The 14,310-nt window shown below is 31.5% G+C and carries 19 protein-coding genes and 1 pseudogene; 14 read left to right on the top strand and 6 right to left on the bottom strand.

What is annotated here, in order from left to right; translation table 11 throughout:
* Window positions 1–443: 443 nt before the first annotated feature.
* Window positions 444–593: pseudogene (locus F9279_RS25550) on the top strand (NTP pyrophosphohydrolase); the annotation flags it as partial.
* 110 nt (window positions 594–703) lie between these two features.
* A complete protein-coding gene (locus F9279_RS03800) occupies window positions 704–1,150 on the top strand; it encodes a GNAT family N-acetyltransferase (protein ID WP_226793187.1) in 447 nt (148 codons plus the stop codon).
* Window positions 1,151–1,449: 299 nt separating this feature from the next.
* Here the strand turns inward: F9279_RS03800 and F9279_RS03795 are convergent, their stop codons facing one another.
* The 3 genes from F9279_RS03795 to F9279_RS03785 form a co-directional block, all read right to left on the bottom strand.
* Complete coding sequence (locus tag F9279_RS03795; protein ID WP_152111470.1) at window positions 1,450–2,316, bottom strand: permease; 867 nt, start codon at window positions 2,314–2,316, stop codon at window positions 1,450–1,452.
* A gap of 133 nt (window positions 2,317–2,449) precedes the next feature.
* Complete coding sequence (locus F9279_RS03790; protein WP_152111469.1) at window positions 2,450–2,896, bottom strand: MarR family winged helix-turn-helix transcriptional regulator; 447 nt, start codon at window positions 2,894–2,896, stop codon at window positions 2,450–2,452.
* A gap of 335 nt (window positions 2,897–3,231) precedes the next feature.
* On the bottom strand, window positions 3,232–3,852 hold the full coding sequence (locus F9279_RS03785) for a TetR/AcrR family transcriptional regulator (protein ID WP_152111468.1): 621 nt from the start codon (window positions 3,850–3,852) through the stop codon (window positions 3,232–3,234).
* Window positions 3,853–4,045: 193 nt separating this feature from the next.
* Here F9279_RS03785 and F9279_RS03780 point away from each other — a divergent pair, with 193 nt between their 5' ends.
* The gene (locus F9279_RS03780) at window positions 4,046–4,783 is read left to right on the top strand and encodes an SDR family NAD(P)-dependent oxidoreductase (protein ID WP_152111467.1); all 738 of its coding nucleotides are present in this window, start codon (window positions 4,046–4,048) and stop codon (window positions 4,781–4,783) included.
* 626 nt (window positions 4,784–5,409) lie between these two features.
* Here the strand turns inward: F9279_RS03780 and F9279_RS25545 are convergent.
* Together F9279_RS25545 and F9279_RS03770 are read right to left on the bottom strand one after the other, a co-directional pair.
* Window positions 5,410–5,697, bottom strand: a complete 288-nt coding sequence (locus tag F9279_RS25545) for a hypothetical protein (protein WP_226793183.1) — start codon at window positions 5,695–5,697, stop codon at window positions 5,410–5,412.
* Between the two features lie 469 nt (window positions 5,698–6,166).
* On the bottom strand, window positions 6,167–6,541 hold the full coding sequence (locus F9279_RS03770) for an STAS/SEC14 domain-containing protein (protein ID WP_152111465.1): 375 nt from the start codon (window positions 6,539–6,541) through the stop codon (window positions 6,167–6,169).
* A 280-nt stretch (window positions 6,542–6,821) separates the two neighbouring features.
* Between F9279_RS03770 and F9279_RS03765 the strand changes: the two genes are divergently transcribed.
* On the top strand, window positions 6,822–7,364 hold the full coding sequence (locus tag F9279_RS03765) for a GNAT family N-acetyltransferase (protein WP_152111464.1): 543 nt from the start codon (window positions 6,822–6,824) through the stop codon (window positions 7,362–7,364).
* A 303-nt stretch (window positions 7,365–7,667) separates the two neighbouring features.
* Here the strand turns inward: F9279_RS03765 and F9279_RS03760 are convergent, their stop codons facing one another.
* Window positions 7,668–8,246 carry an ABC transporter permease gene (locus F9279_RS03760; RefSeq protein WP_226793179.1) on the bottom strand — a complete coding sequence of 193 codons (579 nt, stop codon included), beginning with the start codon at window positions 8,244–8,246 and terminating at the stop codon, window positions 7,668–7,670.
* Window positions 8,247–8,558: 312 nt separating this feature from the next.
* Between F9279_RS03760 and F9279_RS03755 the strand changes: the two genes are divergently transcribed.
* The 10 genes from F9279_RS03755 (at window position 8,559) to F9279_RS03720 (ending at window position 14,278) form a co-directional block, all read left to right on the top strand.
* On the top strand, window positions 8,559–9,599 hold the full coding sequence (locus tag F9279_RS03755; RefSeq protein WP_152111463.1) for a DUF1835 domain-containing protein: 1,041 nt from the start codon (window positions 8,559–8,561) through the stop codon (window positions 9,597–9,599).
* Between the two features lie 50 nt (window positions 9,600–9,649).
* On the top strand, window positions 9,650–9,976 hold the full coding sequence (locus F9279_RS03750) for a hypothetical protein (RefSeq protein ID WP_152111462.1): 327 nt from the start codon (window positions 9,650–9,652) through the stop codon (window positions 9,974–9,976).
* Window positions 9,977–10,119: 143 nt separating this feature from the next.
* The gene (locus F9279_RS24960) at window positions 10,120–10,287 is read left to right on the top strand and encodes a hypothetical protein (protein ID WP_193224434.1); all 168 of its coding nucleotides are present in this window, start codon (window positions 10,120–10,122) and stop codon (window positions 10,285–10,287) included.
* A gap of 588 nt (window positions 10,288–10,875) precedes the next feature.
* On the top strand, window positions 10,876–11,148 hold the full coding sequence (locus F9279_RS03745) for a DUF4190 domain-containing protein (RefSeq protein ID WP_152111461.1): 273 nt from the start codon (window positions 10,876–10,878) through the stop codon (window positions 11,146–11,148).
* A gap of 93 nt (window positions 11,149–11,241) precedes the next feature.
* Complete coding sequence (locus F9279_RS03740; protein WP_152111460.1) at window positions 11,242–11,691, top strand: hypothetical protein; 450 nt, start codon at window positions 11,242–11,244, stop codon at window positions 11,689–11,691.
* A gap of 173 nt (window positions 11,692–11,864) precedes the next feature.
* Window positions 11,865–12,086 carry a hypothetical protein gene (locus F9279_RS03735; protein WP_152111459.1) on the top strand — a complete coding sequence of 74 codons (222 nt, stop codon included), beginning with the start codon at window positions 11,865–11,867 and terminating at the stop codon, window positions 12,084–12,086.
* Window positions 12,087–12,216: 130 nt separating this feature from the next.
* The gene (locus tag F9279_RS24955) at window positions 12,217–12,366 is read left to right on the top strand and encodes a hypothetical protein (RefSeq protein ID WP_193224433.1); all 150 of its coding nucleotides are present in this window, start codon (window positions 12,217–12,219) and stop codon (window positions 12,364–12,366) included.
* 79 nt (window positions 12,367–12,445) lie between these two features.
* Window positions 12,446–12,952 carry a MepB family protein gene (locus tag F9279_RS03730; protein ID WP_152111458.1) on the top strand — a complete coding sequence of 169 codons (507 nt, stop codon included), beginning with the start codon at window positions 12,446–12,448 and terminating at the stop codon, window positions 12,950–12,952.
* Window positions 12,953–13,106: 154 nt separating this feature from the next.
* Window positions 13,107–13,580, top strand: a complete 474-nt coding sequence (locus tag F9279_RS03725) for a VanZ family protein (RefSeq protein ID WP_152111457.1) — start codon at window positions 13,107–13,109, stop codon at window positions 13,578–13,580.
* Window positions 13,581–13,738: 158 nt separating this feature from the next.
* Window positions 13,739–14,278 (top strand): type II toxin-antitoxin system HicB family antitoxin, encoded by a 540-nt coding sequence (locus F9279_RS03720; RefSeq protein WP_152111456.1) that lies wholly within the window; start codon window positions 13,739–13,741, stop codon window positions 14,276–14,278.
* Window positions 14,279–14,310: the final 32 nt, after the last annotated feature.

Raw genomic sequence — 14,310 nt, 5'->3', positions numbered from 1 at the left:
AGTTGTGAAGAAGGAAACTATCGCTACAATGAATGCTAGAATTGACAAAATTGCTCCAGGTAACAGGAAATAATCTTTAGATGAGTACTTCTTTGTTAGAAATAATACTGAAAGAAAAACGATAATTATTGTAACTACACCTATCCCCAAAAAAATATTCAAATTGATAACCTCCAAATGTGAATGAGAACAACAGCACTTAGCAATTAAATATCCGTGCAAATAATATAAGGGAAAACGATAAATAAATAAACAATAAGAATATTTCCGAGAAGATCAAACTGAAGACTTTTTTCATAATAGGCTACTTTCTCTCACTGTTAATATTAACATATGTATTAATTGGATAAAATAGGAAATCGTGATGTTTTTGGATTAGTTGATTTTATTCAATCGTCCCACTTGATATTCCTGAGTGGTGGTAATTTGAATCTATGGACTAGGAGACTGGATTAAATGTTGAGGGTGAACATCTAATTGGTGTCTACTCTAAATATTCTGGTGAGTTTCCGTACGGAGATAAGAATCAGACTATCACACATTTTTTTCAATGTAAACCAATGGATGGTGATCTTGATGCAGATGGTATGGAGAATAAAGAATAAATGATGCTAGATTTTTGCAATATTTGGATGTTTCTTTAATAAGGAAGAGTTTTTTCTGACGATATGGTGGAGTTTAGCCGAAAAAGGAAGTTAATTTTTTGGGGAGAAAGATTATATTCATTAAACCATTAAAGGATGAGACAATGAAAATAATTAATAGTAAAACTATCCAACCATCTGTACGAGAACTTCTATTATTTGTTACCTCAGATATTAAAGTTGACTTTGAATATCAAATATATTTGAAACCCTTAAACAGAAAATTATTTGGTTTTGAACTTCAAGGAGAAATTATTGGCTGTATAGGGATTGAAAAAATTAGGTTTAATGAGTGTGTAATTAAACATATCGCTGTATCTCTAGAACATAGGGGAAAAGGTATTGGTAGTAGAATGATAGAATTCCTATCTGAAGAATTCACTTTAATCACTGCTGAAACGGATAAGGATGCAATAGATTTTTATAGAAAATACGGTTTCTCGATAACAAGTTTGGGTGAAAAGTATCCAGGTGTAGAACGGTTTTTATGTGAATATAAGACTTAGATTTTATTGTAATAAAGGGGGAGTTTAGTGCAATAAGGATAGAGATAGTGGAAAGGAAATAACCCCATCCAATTACATGGATGGAGTTCACTTAATCCTATAAATAAGCAGCTTCTATCTATAAAGATAATTAAATTTGATTTTTACCATCAAAATTTATTTACTCATTTTGTGTTCTCAATTTTATCTTTATTCTTAACAACCTCTTCTTCTGAAACTTCCTCCATTTGAATGTCACAACATGAATTTTCTTTCTTTTGAAATAAATCTCTAAAATGGAGCATTCTTATAATTCCTCCTTAAATTAAATAAAATAAGAATCCTGATATAGTAGACATTATAAATACGGAACCAATAAATGCGACTACGAGTTTCTTTTTAAATATGCTATTCAATAAAGTTATCTCTGGTAAACTGGCACCTGCTGAGCTAATCATAAGAGCCATTACAGGTCCCAATGCCATTCCTTTAGCAATCATAATTTGTGAAATTGGAATCATGGTAGAGAGTCTAATGTATAGAGGTATACCAATGATTGCTGCGATAGGAACAAGCCACCATTTATCACCTCCCAAAAAGGTTGAAATCCACTCTGTTGGTACTGCTCCTTGAATAAATGCTCCAATGAATGCACCTAATAACAAATAAGGGTATACATTTTTCATAAGTTGAATAGTTTCCATGATAGCTACTTTAAAGTTGAATTTCTGTTCTGATTCATGATACCCCTTAACAACGACTTTTTTTATTTGTGTTACGAAACCAAACTTTTCTAAAGCAAACCCGATTATTATGGAGAGAATGGATGTGATTACGGTGTAAGCTACAGCAACTTTGATACCGAGTACAGCTGTCATTAATGTAATAATAGTTGGATCAAGAACAGGGGATGAAAATAAAAATATCATAACAATACCGAAACGAACTTTCTTATTTAGTAGATTAACAACGATAGGTATAGTAGAGCAGGAGCAAAAAGGAGTGATAAAAGCAAGCCCTAATGCAATGAAAATGCTTAACAATGGATGACTATTTTCCATTAGTCGTTCCATCTTGTGATATGGAATGAACCCTTGGAATAAGTTGATTAAAAGAGATATTCCAACAAACAATACGGTTAATTCTAAAGCAATATAAACAAAATTTTGAAATACTTCTGACAACATAATTTACCTCCTAAAGATTTAATATTAACTTCCTAACTTACTTTTAAATGAAATTCAGTATATACAATCGCTCCTCTTAATTACTTGTATATTGCAAGTATTATCCTATAATTAATGAGCAAGATTTTCTTGCTCAGGATAAAGGTTTACAACAGACAGTTGATTTTGACATAGCTTCATTTAAGAGTTTGATTGCGCTTATTACCATATCCCTTTCAGAATCGCTCATATGAGAAAATACTTCAGTAAGATATTGGTTCATTTCAGCATCGATTTTAGCAGCGACATAGTTACCTTGGGCTGTTAAGGAGAGTTGGTATACTCTTCGATCTCTTGGCAAAGGTGTTTTAGAAACTAGTTCCATCTTTACTAGTGTTTGTATTTGACGACTAAAGGTAGTTATGTCCATTCCTAGTATTTCAGCAATCTGTTGCATGGAAGGAGTATCTTTTTTTAGAATTTCATAAATAATATGACTCTGAACTATTGATAATTCTGTATCTCCTATTTGACAACAATTCTTATTTAAAAAGCCAAAACGCCTTGTCATCACTTGAAACAATTCTCTTGGATTTTCCATTTGCTCACCTCAAGTTTATTTATACAATATTTACTTGTGACATGCAAGTATTTTTGTAAGATATTTATATAGCTTTATTGAGACAGTATTCCTCTAATAAATGAGTCAAGAAAAATAAAAACTTTGTTAATTATTAAACTTAAACAAAAGGGCGGCTTTACTTAAATAAAAGTGTAAGCTGACGAACTTCTAAGTGTACGGATCTAAACCTACATACATAGAAATGTGTCTATCACCAAATTGTGAGGTTAGACACATGAGTTTCCTTCCAATTGGAAAGATATAAAAATAGAGAGGCAGGCATAACAATGCTCTCCTCTCCTATATTTATTAATCTAAGAGATCTCATTGGATTGGTTTCCTACATACTTAAACGAGTAAATATGTGTTTTTGTTAGATTAATGACTTCTTCGATAAAATGCTCAGGCGTTTCTTTAAATCCACTTTGAATCCAATTCTGAAGGAGACCATAAAAGCCAAAGGCTGTGTAACGCTTAAAGTATTCCATATTCACTGGGATATTGTTAATGGTCTCAAAAATAAATTGTTCCTTATAAATTTTTAGGATAGTTTGCGGTAATTGTGTATGTAAACCTGGTAATGTGTCATCATAGTTAATTAATGAAAAGAAATTACGATGATTATAGATATAAGAAACGATATTAAAAGATGGAACATTTAGATTGGATGTATAAACCTTTTGTCCTGATACATAAGGTTTATTGACAGAAGCTTCTAATCCCAAAAGCATAGAAGTAAGTAAATCCTCAGCCAATTCAATTTTATCTGTGTAATGGGTATAAAATGTACTACGATTATATGAGGCATAATCGACAATACATTTTACAGTAACCGAATGGTAACCGTTTTCTTTTATAAGGTCAATTAATGCATTTCTTAAATGCGCTTCTGTCCGATTTTGTCGTTGAGATTTCGTAGGTTTTTTTTTATTCATGAAAGAACCTCCTTCCATTTAAACAGATTTAACGTAAGTGTCTATCTAATAGACACATAATAATATCTTAATGATTGTTAAATGTAAACAGAATAGTACAATTGAATTAGGGGAAAGATAAAAAATAAAGCGAAATTTTATTATTTTTATCTTACATTATATTTTAATATGTTTAATACTAGGAGGAAATAGGATGGGAAAATTACAAGATAAAGTAGCAGTTATTACTGGGGGAGCATCAGGTATTGGGGCAGCAACAGCACGATTATTCGTTTCAGAAGGTGCTAAAGTAGTTCTTGTCGACTTAAATGAGGAAAAAGGAAAAGCATTTGAGGCAGAATTAAAAGGCCTTAATGCTGAAGCACTTTTTATAAAAGCAAATATTACAAGTGAAGAGGAAGTTGCAAATATCTTTAAACAAACTGTTGAAACATTTGGTAAAGTAGATATTGTTTTCAATAATGCTGGAATTGGGCGTGTTCATTCTTCCCATGACTTAGATTACTCAGAATGGCGCAACACTGTAAATGTTGATTTGGATGGTGTCTTTTTAGTAGCACGTGAATCTATCCGTGAAATGTTAAAAACAGGCGGAGGTTCAATTGTGAATACGGCATCTATGTACGGTTGGGTTGGATCTCCTGGTTCTGCAGCATATAACGCAGCAAAAGGCGGCGTAATCAACTTAACTCGTTCTCTTGCTCTTGAATATGCAGAACAAAATATTCGTATTAACGCACTATGCCCAGGTTTCATTGATACACCAATTATACCAGAAGAAAGCAAACAGGCTTTATCTGCAGCTACACCGATGAAACGTCTTGGAAAATCAGAAGAAATGGCAAAAGCCGTATTATTCATGGCTTCGGATGATTCTTCATACATGACTGGTAATAGCTTGACAGTTGATGGTGGGTATACAGCACAATAAGAATGCTTTTAATAAATAGTAAAAAGAAACTTTTATTCTAATGTATTCTTTTTCTCCAGATTTTTTGGTAGATGATGCATTTAATATAAAAACAGCACCGCTCTAATATGTAGCTGGTGCTGTTTTTATATAATATAAGATCTTACCTTTTCCTGAGTTTCTTGAGAAATTTAGCTTAATTAATGTCCACGATTCACTTGCTCATATAATATCCCCCTAGATTCAGTTAACATTTTCAATAGTTCAAATAATCCCTCTATTGCTTCCGCTTTGTTGACCTAAAAAAAATCGAATACAATTTCATATTTTTAAATAATGGCGATGGATGTAAGGTTATTTATGGATGTTGAATGGTAATTAGTGCTCAATCTTAACCTTTATAAAGTAACGGACTCATTGATTCAAGTTGGATTAATGTTTTTTTATTTATTTAATTTTTTTTGTGGTAGAAAAGGGAGGTTAGTTATATAAGGGGAAATAAGTTTCCCCTGTTGAATCTTATTCTTATTAAGATGAGTTTTAACTAGGAGTGTTCTCTCAATGATGGAATATTGGATAGTGGTTATTTACAGTAAAAATTTAATGTGAGGATGGCCAATTTGAAAGGAAGGGGAAGATAAATATGACTACCCCTTTTTACCTTCAATCTTTGCATTTTTATCTAGTAATTTTTGAAATCCATAATTACACATAGCATATAAGTAAGCAGATGCAAATAGGAAAGCTCTGTTTGCTTTCTTCAGTTTATAGAATCCATGCTTTTCAAAAAAGTTATTGAGTGGTACAGCAAGTAGAATATCCATAATGGCATTAATAGCAGCATACAACCAAAATTTTTTATATGTAAAATGGAATATTAGTATATTTCCTACAAAGTAAGGACCGAAAATAAAAGTAAAAGCATTATTAATCATTCCATGAATTCCTCCCTTAACCTTCCACCATTTGAACTTCAATGAGAGAAATGTCTCTACTAATAGAAATATAGTTGAAAATAGAGTGACAGGTAGGAATCTAAAAAAGGATTTCTTGGGGATTAATAAAATACTGCACCATGAGACTATAATGATGAAGATTCTGGTTATAGTTATAAACATATTAGGAACTCCTTTAAGATTTGTGTATCTCTCGATAGAACTAGTATTTTCTTTGAGTACGAAAATATGCATTTTAATGGAGAAGACAACTTAAAGGAAACGGTGGTTTATAAAGGGGAAATAATATGGAATATAAAGAAAAGATTGATGGAGGAAATTTACATAAACTAACGGATGCTACCCATAAATAAAAGGAATTCCTTTTCTTATATGGCTATATGGGCAGGTCGATGAAAATAATAGTTTACAAAAAATTCCCTTTCAATAATTTAAGATATTGATATGCTTATTTATAGCTAGTAATCCAGTCAATCAAGTAATCATAGTCGCTTGAAAATCTTACATTTTCTTTGGTATTAGATTGGTTAAGGTGATCTAATATATCTCCTTCATCTAATAAAAATGCAATTGCAATGGTGTTGTTTAATAGGTCATTTGAGAAGAATTTATCTTTCCATAATTTTTGAACTGTGAAATGTTCTGGTGTGTAATCTTTGCGATTCACTAACAACTTAAATTTTTTATTTTGTTTAATATATAAATGACATGTTTGCTCAAAAGTATCAAACCACTTACCTACATCTGCTATAGAGATATAGCCAGTCAAATTAGTTATAATAATGTCCTTTGAAATCGATGTACTAGTATTATTAGCGCTCAAATAAAAGTCAACTCCTTGTTAGAATTATCAAACAAATTTAGTTATTGTATTTCATCCATCTTTTTAATAATTTTCAATACTTTTTAAAAAATACTCCGCCTTTCCTCTGTTGGTAGGGTTCCGAAGTGAGAACGGTTAGTAATGTCACTATCGTGGCAAATGAATTAAATTTACTTAAAAAAACTTGTAATATCTTCTCACATAATCCTTTTAACAACATGATTGTTTGGTATATTTAACACATATAATATTATACCTTATATCGAAAAGGGGAAATATAGTGAGCACTATTCAAAATGAACTTTTAACTAATTTTAATGGGATATTTATTCGTCCGTTTGAATCAACCAAAGATGACATTGAACAGTTGACAAAGTTGTTAAATATATCTTATAAACAACTAGCAGATCTAGGATTCAATTATATGGCAACTCATCAAGACTCTACCGTTACAAGAAGAAGAATAAAAAATGCGGTATGCCTTATTGCATTAAAAGATAGTGAAATTATTGGATCTATTACCTATTACTCACCTAAGAATAACACAGGCTGTCATTGGTATGATAAAGATAATGTAGCGAAAATTGGACAATTTGGCGTTAACCCTTCCTTTCAATCTAAAGGGGTGGGGCGGGAACTACTTGAATTAGTGGAAAAGTTAGCAACAAAAGACAAAGCAGAAGAACTTGCACTCGATACTGCTGAAGGAGCTAGTCATCTCATACAATATTATGGTAAGAAGGGTTATCGTTTTATTGAATATGTTAACTGGAATCATACAAACTACAGAAGTGTTGTTTTAAGTAAAAGTCTTGTAAAATAGATGAAGTCGAATACTTAGGTTTTTACTTAATAATGATAAAGTGATATGGATTCAATTCTTAGCTCTATTGCTTCTTGTTAAAACGTAATTAGAAAGACAAGTCTATCTTCTTCGCTCCTTAGATATATTCGAAACGAAACTTTATCTACTTCAAATTAGTATGTATTTTTTAAATAAAATTATTAAATTAAGGAAAAGTAAATTATAATATAGGGTATTAACTATACACAAAAAAATCATCTCTACTCTACAGTGGTGAGATGATTTTCTTCATTTAATGTCTAAAAAAGTCACTACATATTATTAAGTTGGAGAGGGAAATCTGGCTGCTGCAAAGTGATTATTGGCAGATGAGATTACTCCCGGAACACTACTTGCAAAGTAAACCTCAACCGTATCTCCTGCATTTAACTTTAGGATGTCACTTATTTCAATGATTGAACGATTAGACGCAGTTACACCAGTATGTTCAAGAGCAACTGTTTCAATCTGACCATTCACAATAAATCGAGCAGCAACTTGATGTTCTACTGGGAAATTAGGAACGAATTGAATAGAGGAAGAAAAGGAATAAACACCATTTGTGGAGGCAGTAAATACAGAAGATACTGAATCGTATTCGTTCGCTAAATCAAACTGTTCATCCCAGTAAAATACCTTCAGATAGGTACTTGGTGCAACAACTGGAATATAAATTGTTGTATTTTCCGCCCTAAACCCTCCATACTTTATTTCGGAAGGTTTGTCTTTTAAACAATGATGATTGTTACTTAATATGTTTATTTCTTTAGTGGTTGTTGAATTTCCAAATCCGTTTTGTTCAATATTGGTATATCCAAGAACATTGAAGTTAACCACAACATTATTAAAAAATTTTGCCATATAAGTCACCTTCTTTCTTATTTTATACATAAATAGATTATGTTTATAAACTTTTATTGCTTGTCCAATTGCCTTACATTTTGAGAATTATATACTCACTAGTTAGGTTCTAATTGCATATCTTATTATTGGTTGAAAGTACAAGCTACTTCAACACCATCATAAACTTCCTTTTTTTTCCGCATCTTTTGTTATATAAAAAAACGAGCTAACTAAGAGACATCTTTACTCCCTTGATTCATACGAATTTAAATTTCAATATGTGTATATATGGAATTTTATGGTAGAATCGTCTATAAGGAGGTTAATAGCATGATAGATAAGTTGAAATACCTAGTGAAACAATCTTCGGAAGAGGAAGTAAAGTCTATTCTGTTTAACATATTTCTAAGAATTCAGATGTTGGAAGAAGAAGGGAAATATGCTGAAGGACAAATGGCTAGTGATATGAGAAAGATATATCGTGATTATTTAACATATAAGAAAAATCAAGAAAATACGGAAAAAGAGATGCCATATAAAGCAGTTCATATCGTATTTGGTGATTCGTTTGCTGGAAGTTTAAGGGTAGCATTACAAGAAAAAGGATTGAATAAAGAAGAAAAGATCATTACCTTTTCAGATATTTTTTCTATCGGGCCAGTTTGGCAACTACATGAACAGCAAGGTATAAACAATAGATATCAATGGCTATTAAAACATATTAATCTAGACGATGAAGTTTTAGTAAACTATAAAGCTGAATTTAAGCATCGCAATGCTGAGCTTTCCTCTATTTCGAAAGAGGTCCCAATCATTATATGGACAGGGGAAAATGCCCATGAACAAACTGCCTTGAGATATGCTTTATATTTATTAAAAGATAAAACAAATAGAATTAGCATATTGAATACAACGTTACAATATGGTGAACAATTCGGACTTCCTGGTCACACTGTTTTTCATAAACACTCTGGCGAGATTTCTCCTGATAAAATAGGTATCATGTATGAAAATAATAGGGAAGAGAACTACATAACAATAGAAGAACGAGCCGGGATTCAGCGTGATTGGGAGCAGTTGTCTAGTAATAAAGAGGTTTTAAGAATTTGGAAGAATAATAGAATAATAAATGTTAATCAGAATTATTATGATGAATATATAATCACTACATTGAAAAGATTACATTTAGAGAAAAAGAGTGAGGATTTTATCAAATCTGCTCGTCTAATAGGTGAAGTATTGGGTCATGTAGATCAATACATTGGCGACCAGTACTTCGAATATAGAGTCAGACACTTAATTGTTAATGGTGAATTGGAAATAGAAGGAGTTCCCAAAGCGATGAGATATTATAGTGTTAAACTTCGCTAGTCAGATTTATATAGTGAGGCATTGAATATCATGAAAAAAGGAGTACTATAATGACTGAAAAAAGAAGAAGTAAGAAGTTAATTATTCTGTTGGGTGTAGGTTTAGCAATATTTGCTGTAGTTGGAGTATCTATTTGGCAAATTATTGACAGAAACGAAGAAGTTCAAGTGATAGAGTCAAAATTAGGTTTTGAAATCTCTGTAGTGGAAAAACAATCTCACGAAGCTTGGTGGGCAGCAACGAGAACCTACCGAGTGAAACCGGAGGAGGATAAGGATAACAGTTTAGAATACTTATTGTACTTAAATAAAGAAAATAAAATAGAACAATGGGCGGAAGTTAAGGATGGAGACGTACAAAACATTAAATATGAATAGATAGTTAAATAGGATTTTGCAAAATGAATTTTGACTATTTTGAAACCTTAGTATCTATTTTTCGTATATGTTAAATAGTAGAAGAAACTGCAGAATATAGGATATTTCTATAGGTTGTTTGTTATGATTAAGGAGGTGACAGTATGATCTGGATATTTGGTGTTATAGCTTTTGTAGCTATACTTTGTGGTCTTGCCATCTATTTTGAAAAGAAATCTGGGATGACTCCAGTAGATGAAAATGTTCAGTTAGAAAAGCTTGGAGAAACGATTAAAAATAATACCGTCAATTCTTTTGGTCATAACCCTTAATTTCATAGGATAAGTAATGGAGAACCTACTCAAGTATAATAGATTGGATTACATGGAGCATGCAGAGAGATCTTGTGCATTAAAATACTACCTAACATAAAAAGGAGGTTTCCGATAATGAATGCCTCCTTTTCCACATCAACTGAATTTATTTCGACTATATGAAATATCAGGATATTGGAAGATGGACTTTTGTATAATCAGCAATTATGCCTCTGACGGGATTCGAACCCGCACTCCTTTCGTAAGCATAGGCTAGGGGGAACACGCTTCCCTACGGACTTTCACTGGCTAGGAATTTCACCTGCCTCAGCATATTTGCTTTTCGGTGCTTCTGAAACCCTCACCTTGCGACCCGGTTACTTACAATGTTTTCCGGCGCTCTTCCCTTCTATAGCTACAGAGGCTTATAGTTGTAACTATTATACAATTTTGATGGAGAATTGGGAATAGGGATAGAGATTACATAATGTATAAACATCCTTTATTAGAAGGAAAACGGTATACGCTCCTTGCAAGATAAAGAAATAAGGATATTATAGAGAATCTTTAAAAAAATAGCTTTCAAACGGAAAAAGGGGGTTCAAAATGGGAAGAGTCACAAATAGCAAATCAATCTATTCATTAACTCTTGGTATATTATCCATAATAGTCCCTTATATCGGTTTAATCCTTGGCATTATCGGTCTTATTTTTGCATCTAAAAGTATAAAGGAGATAGAGTCGTACAAGCAAGAGGGGAGAGGTTTAGCTACTTCAGGTAAGGTTTGTAGTATTGTTGGGATATGTCTTCAGGTTCTTTTATTACTTCTACTTGCTATTTCCATTAGTGTTTATTTCCTTACTAATACTTCACCTTAGATGGACCCTTTACATTCCTATAGCCCTCTATCATTTTACCAATATAGAAAATAAAACAATTTAGCATGACAATAGGTGTAGGAGGCTAGTAGATTGTTTATTAGTATATTAATATATATCTTTTCATACATTCTCGTAATAATGATTCATGAATTAGGGCATGCTTTTTTTGTTAAAATATATGGTGGAGAAATAAAAGGAATAGGTTTTGGAGAAGGGAATAAAATATTTGCTATTAGAAAATTTTTCATCAGAAAAAATCTAATTTTCATGGGCAGAATAGAATGGAAGCTACCACTCAAGCTTAAAAGATATCAATACATATTCATCTATATGGGTGGATTTCTATTTAATGTTCTTACAGGTTCAATAGTCTGGATATTTGGAGATATTCAATATGCTGATTATTATCGTTATATAATTATCTTTTCTTATCTAATTGGCTTCTGTTCATTAATTCCATTAAAATACAGTCCATATACGGAGAGCGATGGTCTAGCAGTTATGAGAGTACTAATGAATAAGAATAGAAGGGTAAGCTAAATTTAACTTAACGTTGGGGATTTCTAGATGGATTGGTTAATATTTCTATAACCTGCTTTACTTAACGGGTTATCCCATGTTATGGTAGTGTTAATTATATTTATATTATTTGGGGTCCTACCAGACTTTACTTAGTCACCTTCCCTTTATAATGGGGAAGGAGGGTCAACTAAATGTCTTTAGACCATACCAAGACGATGCTGAAAACATTAAAACAGTATCATACATCTGAGATTAACGTATTATTAAATGGAAAAGATGGTACACCAATATTAACTATTTGTTATAAAGATGGATGTTATGAACTAAAAAATTTAATTACCTCCGTTACTGAAACATGTGATGACATAGATGATACCATTTATTCTATTAATCGATTTATGAATGTTGGTTAATGTACGAGAATGAAAATGATAAGCTCCTCTGGCGGTTGACAGATAAGAATAAATCTGACTACGCATAGTGGGGCTTTTTTGTTTAGACTTATTACCTATTAATAGAAAAAGGTTTTTTAAGAGAAATAAAATGTTACATAGAAAAGAGGTCATTATTATGCTATTTGTTATAGCAATTGGTATTGTAATCATAGCGATTACCTGTCTATCAATAGAGGCAAATGTAAGAAAAAGCTGTGAACAAAACAAAGAAATTATAGAGTTATTAAAAGGAAAGTAGAAGTAGAATCTATCATTACATTTCATACTATTTATACAAGATATCAAGTTAGCAAGTCGTCAGCTAAGGAGTAAATAATTTGAATGAATTTTTTAAGTCATTAACTTATGTTAATGAAAATGTTTATAAACCTAACCAGCTTGTTATACATTCTATTCGAGAAGAGGTTCAGAATGCAGATTATGGTGCTGGTATATTTCAGTTAAATTCAAAATCAGTTAGATTTAGAGTAGCTAAGATAACACCAAATAAAAATGGACAGTTTGTAAGCTTCTGGGAAAAAGACGAAAATAACAAAAATCAACCTTATACATATGATCATGCTACAGATTTATTAGTGATAAATACTTTTGCTAATAGCAATAGATTTGGACAATTCGTTTTTCCAAAAGATGTACTTGAACAACAAGATATCTTAAAGACAGCTACTACAAAAGGAAAAATGGCTATTAGAGTGTATCCTAGCTGGGATGAGCCGACTAGTAAACAAGCAATTAATACACAAAAATGGCAATTAGATTATTTCATTGAGCTGGATGCTGATAATAACTTTTTTCAGCAAGCATTAATAAAGTTATATTCTTAGTAGGAAGTTTGTGAAGAAAGAATTTTATTAAAAGGCATTGTTCTAAAAAGGTCAATGCCTTTTTGCAGTTTCATAGTCTATTGTGACTTTTTATAAAATTAAAACTTTTTTTGTGTGGAATTCGTCTAAGAGTAAAAGACATAAGGAGAAAAAGATGAAAAGAATCTTTAGAATTTTATTAAGCATTACTTTTATCCTTTATTTAGCAGCAGTGAGCTACCTATTATTCTTTGGAACAAGAGGTATTAGTTGGTCTGGTATGAACTTATTTGAATATATTAAGACTTCTTCTAATTTTATCCCATTCAAAACAATTAACTTTTATTTGTCTTCTATCTTAAACAGTAGCATTAATAAGAGTATCCCTTTAAAAAATCTTGTTGGAAATCTGATTTTATTTATCCCATTGGGTATTTATCTACCTTACTTTTTAAAGAAACTAAACAGAGTATGGGCTTTTATAATTGTATTGATTTTATTATTATTCTTAATAGAATTAACACAAGTAGTTACAAGAAGAGGAAGTTTTGATATTGATGATTTTATTCTAAATATGTTAGGATCTATGCTAGGTTTTGGACTATGGAAAATGATTTTTAGAAAGAAATTAACTTTCTCTCATAGTTAGTAATGATAATGGTACTGAAAATTGGAGCAAGCACTTCCAATTGTGATCCATGAGTTGATATTTATTCAAAGGAAAGTAACCTTTAAATAATTTAGAAGGACTAATGAAAATTGTTATTGTAGAAAATAGTAACAAAAAGATAGGAGGATGTGAAAGGTATGCCCATTTCTAATAAATATGTTTTTCCTGCATTCCTACAAAAAGGAGAAGGGGTGTTTGGTGTTTATTTCCCTACATTGTTTCCTGAACATGGATGGGAATTTCCCTTGTCACAAGGAAGAACGAAATCTAGTGCTATTAATGCGGCACAAAGGGAGTTAGCATATTGCTTGGCTGGATTCTTATATGATAATGAAGAAATTCCTAGTCCAATTCCTATACAAAAAGAACAGTTATCCAAAGGGATGGAAATAATTGAAGTGGAAACTTCATTTGAACCATATGCGGAGCAAATAAAAGAGCATCTAAGAGGGCGCCATTGGCATATTAGTTATTATGACGACAAAACTAATACTTCAATAGAAGCAATTGGATTTAAAAATAAACAAGGAATGTGGGATATTTACTACATAGATGATCAAGAAGAAGCTGAAAATGATGAGCAACAATTGCTCTTTACAGTGAAACATTATAAGGAAGCAGAAGAGAAGTTCTTTCACTTTGTAGAAACAAAAATAGTTTCGAATGATAAGAAATAAATAAAAGAATGGATTGTTCTACTCTCTTATTC

The organism is Bacillus sp. B1-b2, from assembly GCF_009183415.1.
Taxonomy (GTDB): Bacteria; Bacillota; Bacilli; order Bacillales; family Cytobacillaceae; genus Niallia.
The sequence above is the reverse complement of the archived record's forward strand: the minus strand, read 5'-3'. Positions and strand labels throughout refer to the sequence as shown.

What these genes read in the sequence shown, in the direction of transcription:
- F9279_RS03795 (WP_152111470.1), bottom strand. Translation starts at nt 2,316, where the DNA reads ATGTTGTCAGAAGTATTTCAAAATTTTGTTTATATTGCTTTAGAATTA.
- F9279_RS03790 (WP_152111469.1), bottom strand. Translation starts at nt 2,896, where the DNA reads ATGGAAAATCCAAGAGAATTGTTTCAAGTGATGACAAGGCGTTTTGGC.
- F9279_RS03785 (WP_152111468.1), bottom strand. Translation starts at nt 3,852, where the DNA reads ATGAATAAAAAAAAACCTACGAAATCTCAACGACAAAATCGGACAGAA.
- F9279_RS03780 (WP_152111467.1), top strand. Translation starts at nt 4,046, where the DNA reads ATGGGAAAATTACAAGATAAAGTAGCAGTTATTACTGGGGGAGCATCA.
- F9279_RS25545 (WP_226793183.1), bottom strand. Translation starts at nt 5,697, where the DNA reads ATGATTAATAATGCTTTTACTTTTATTTTCGGTCCTTACTTTGTAGGA.
- F9279_RS03760 (WP_226793179.1), bottom strand. Translation starts at nt 8,246, where the DNA reads ATGGCAAAATTTTTTAATAATGTTGTGGTTAACTTCAATGTTCTTGGA.
- F9279_RS03755 (WP_152111463.1), top strand. Translation starts at nt 8,559, where the DNA reads ATGATAGATAAGTTGAAATACCTAGTGAAACAATCTTCGGAAGAGGAA.
- F9279_RS03750 (WP_152111462.1), top strand. Translation starts at nt 9,650, where the DNA reads ATGACTGAAAAAAGAAGAAGTAAGAAGTTAATTATTCTGTTGGGTGTA.
- F9279_RS24960 (WP_193224434.1), top strand. Translation starts at nt 10,120, where the DNA reads ATGATCTGGATATTTGGTGTTATAGCTTTTGTAGCTATACTTTGTGGT.
- F9279_RS03745 (WP_152111461.1), top strand. Translation starts at nt 10,876, where the DNA reads ATGGGAAGAGTCACAAATAGCAAATCAATCTATTCATTAACTCTTGGT.
- F9279_RS03735 (WP_152111459.1), top strand. Translation starts at nt 11,865, where the DNA reads ATGTCTTTAGACCATACCAAGACGATGCTGAAAACATTAAAACAGTAT.
- F9279_RS24955 (WP_193224433.1), top strand. Translation starts at nt 12,217, where the DNA reads ATGTTACATAGAAAAGAGGTCATTATTATGCTATTTGTTATAGCAATT.
- F9279_RS03725 (WP_152111457.1), top strand. Translation starts at nt 13,107, where the DNA reads ATGAAAAGAATCTTTAGAATTTTATTAAGCATTACTTTTATCCTTTAT.
- F9279_RS03720 (WP_152111456.1), top strand. Translation starts at nt 13,739, where the DNA reads ATGCCCATTTCTAATAAATATGTTTTTCCTGCATTCCTACAAAAAGGA.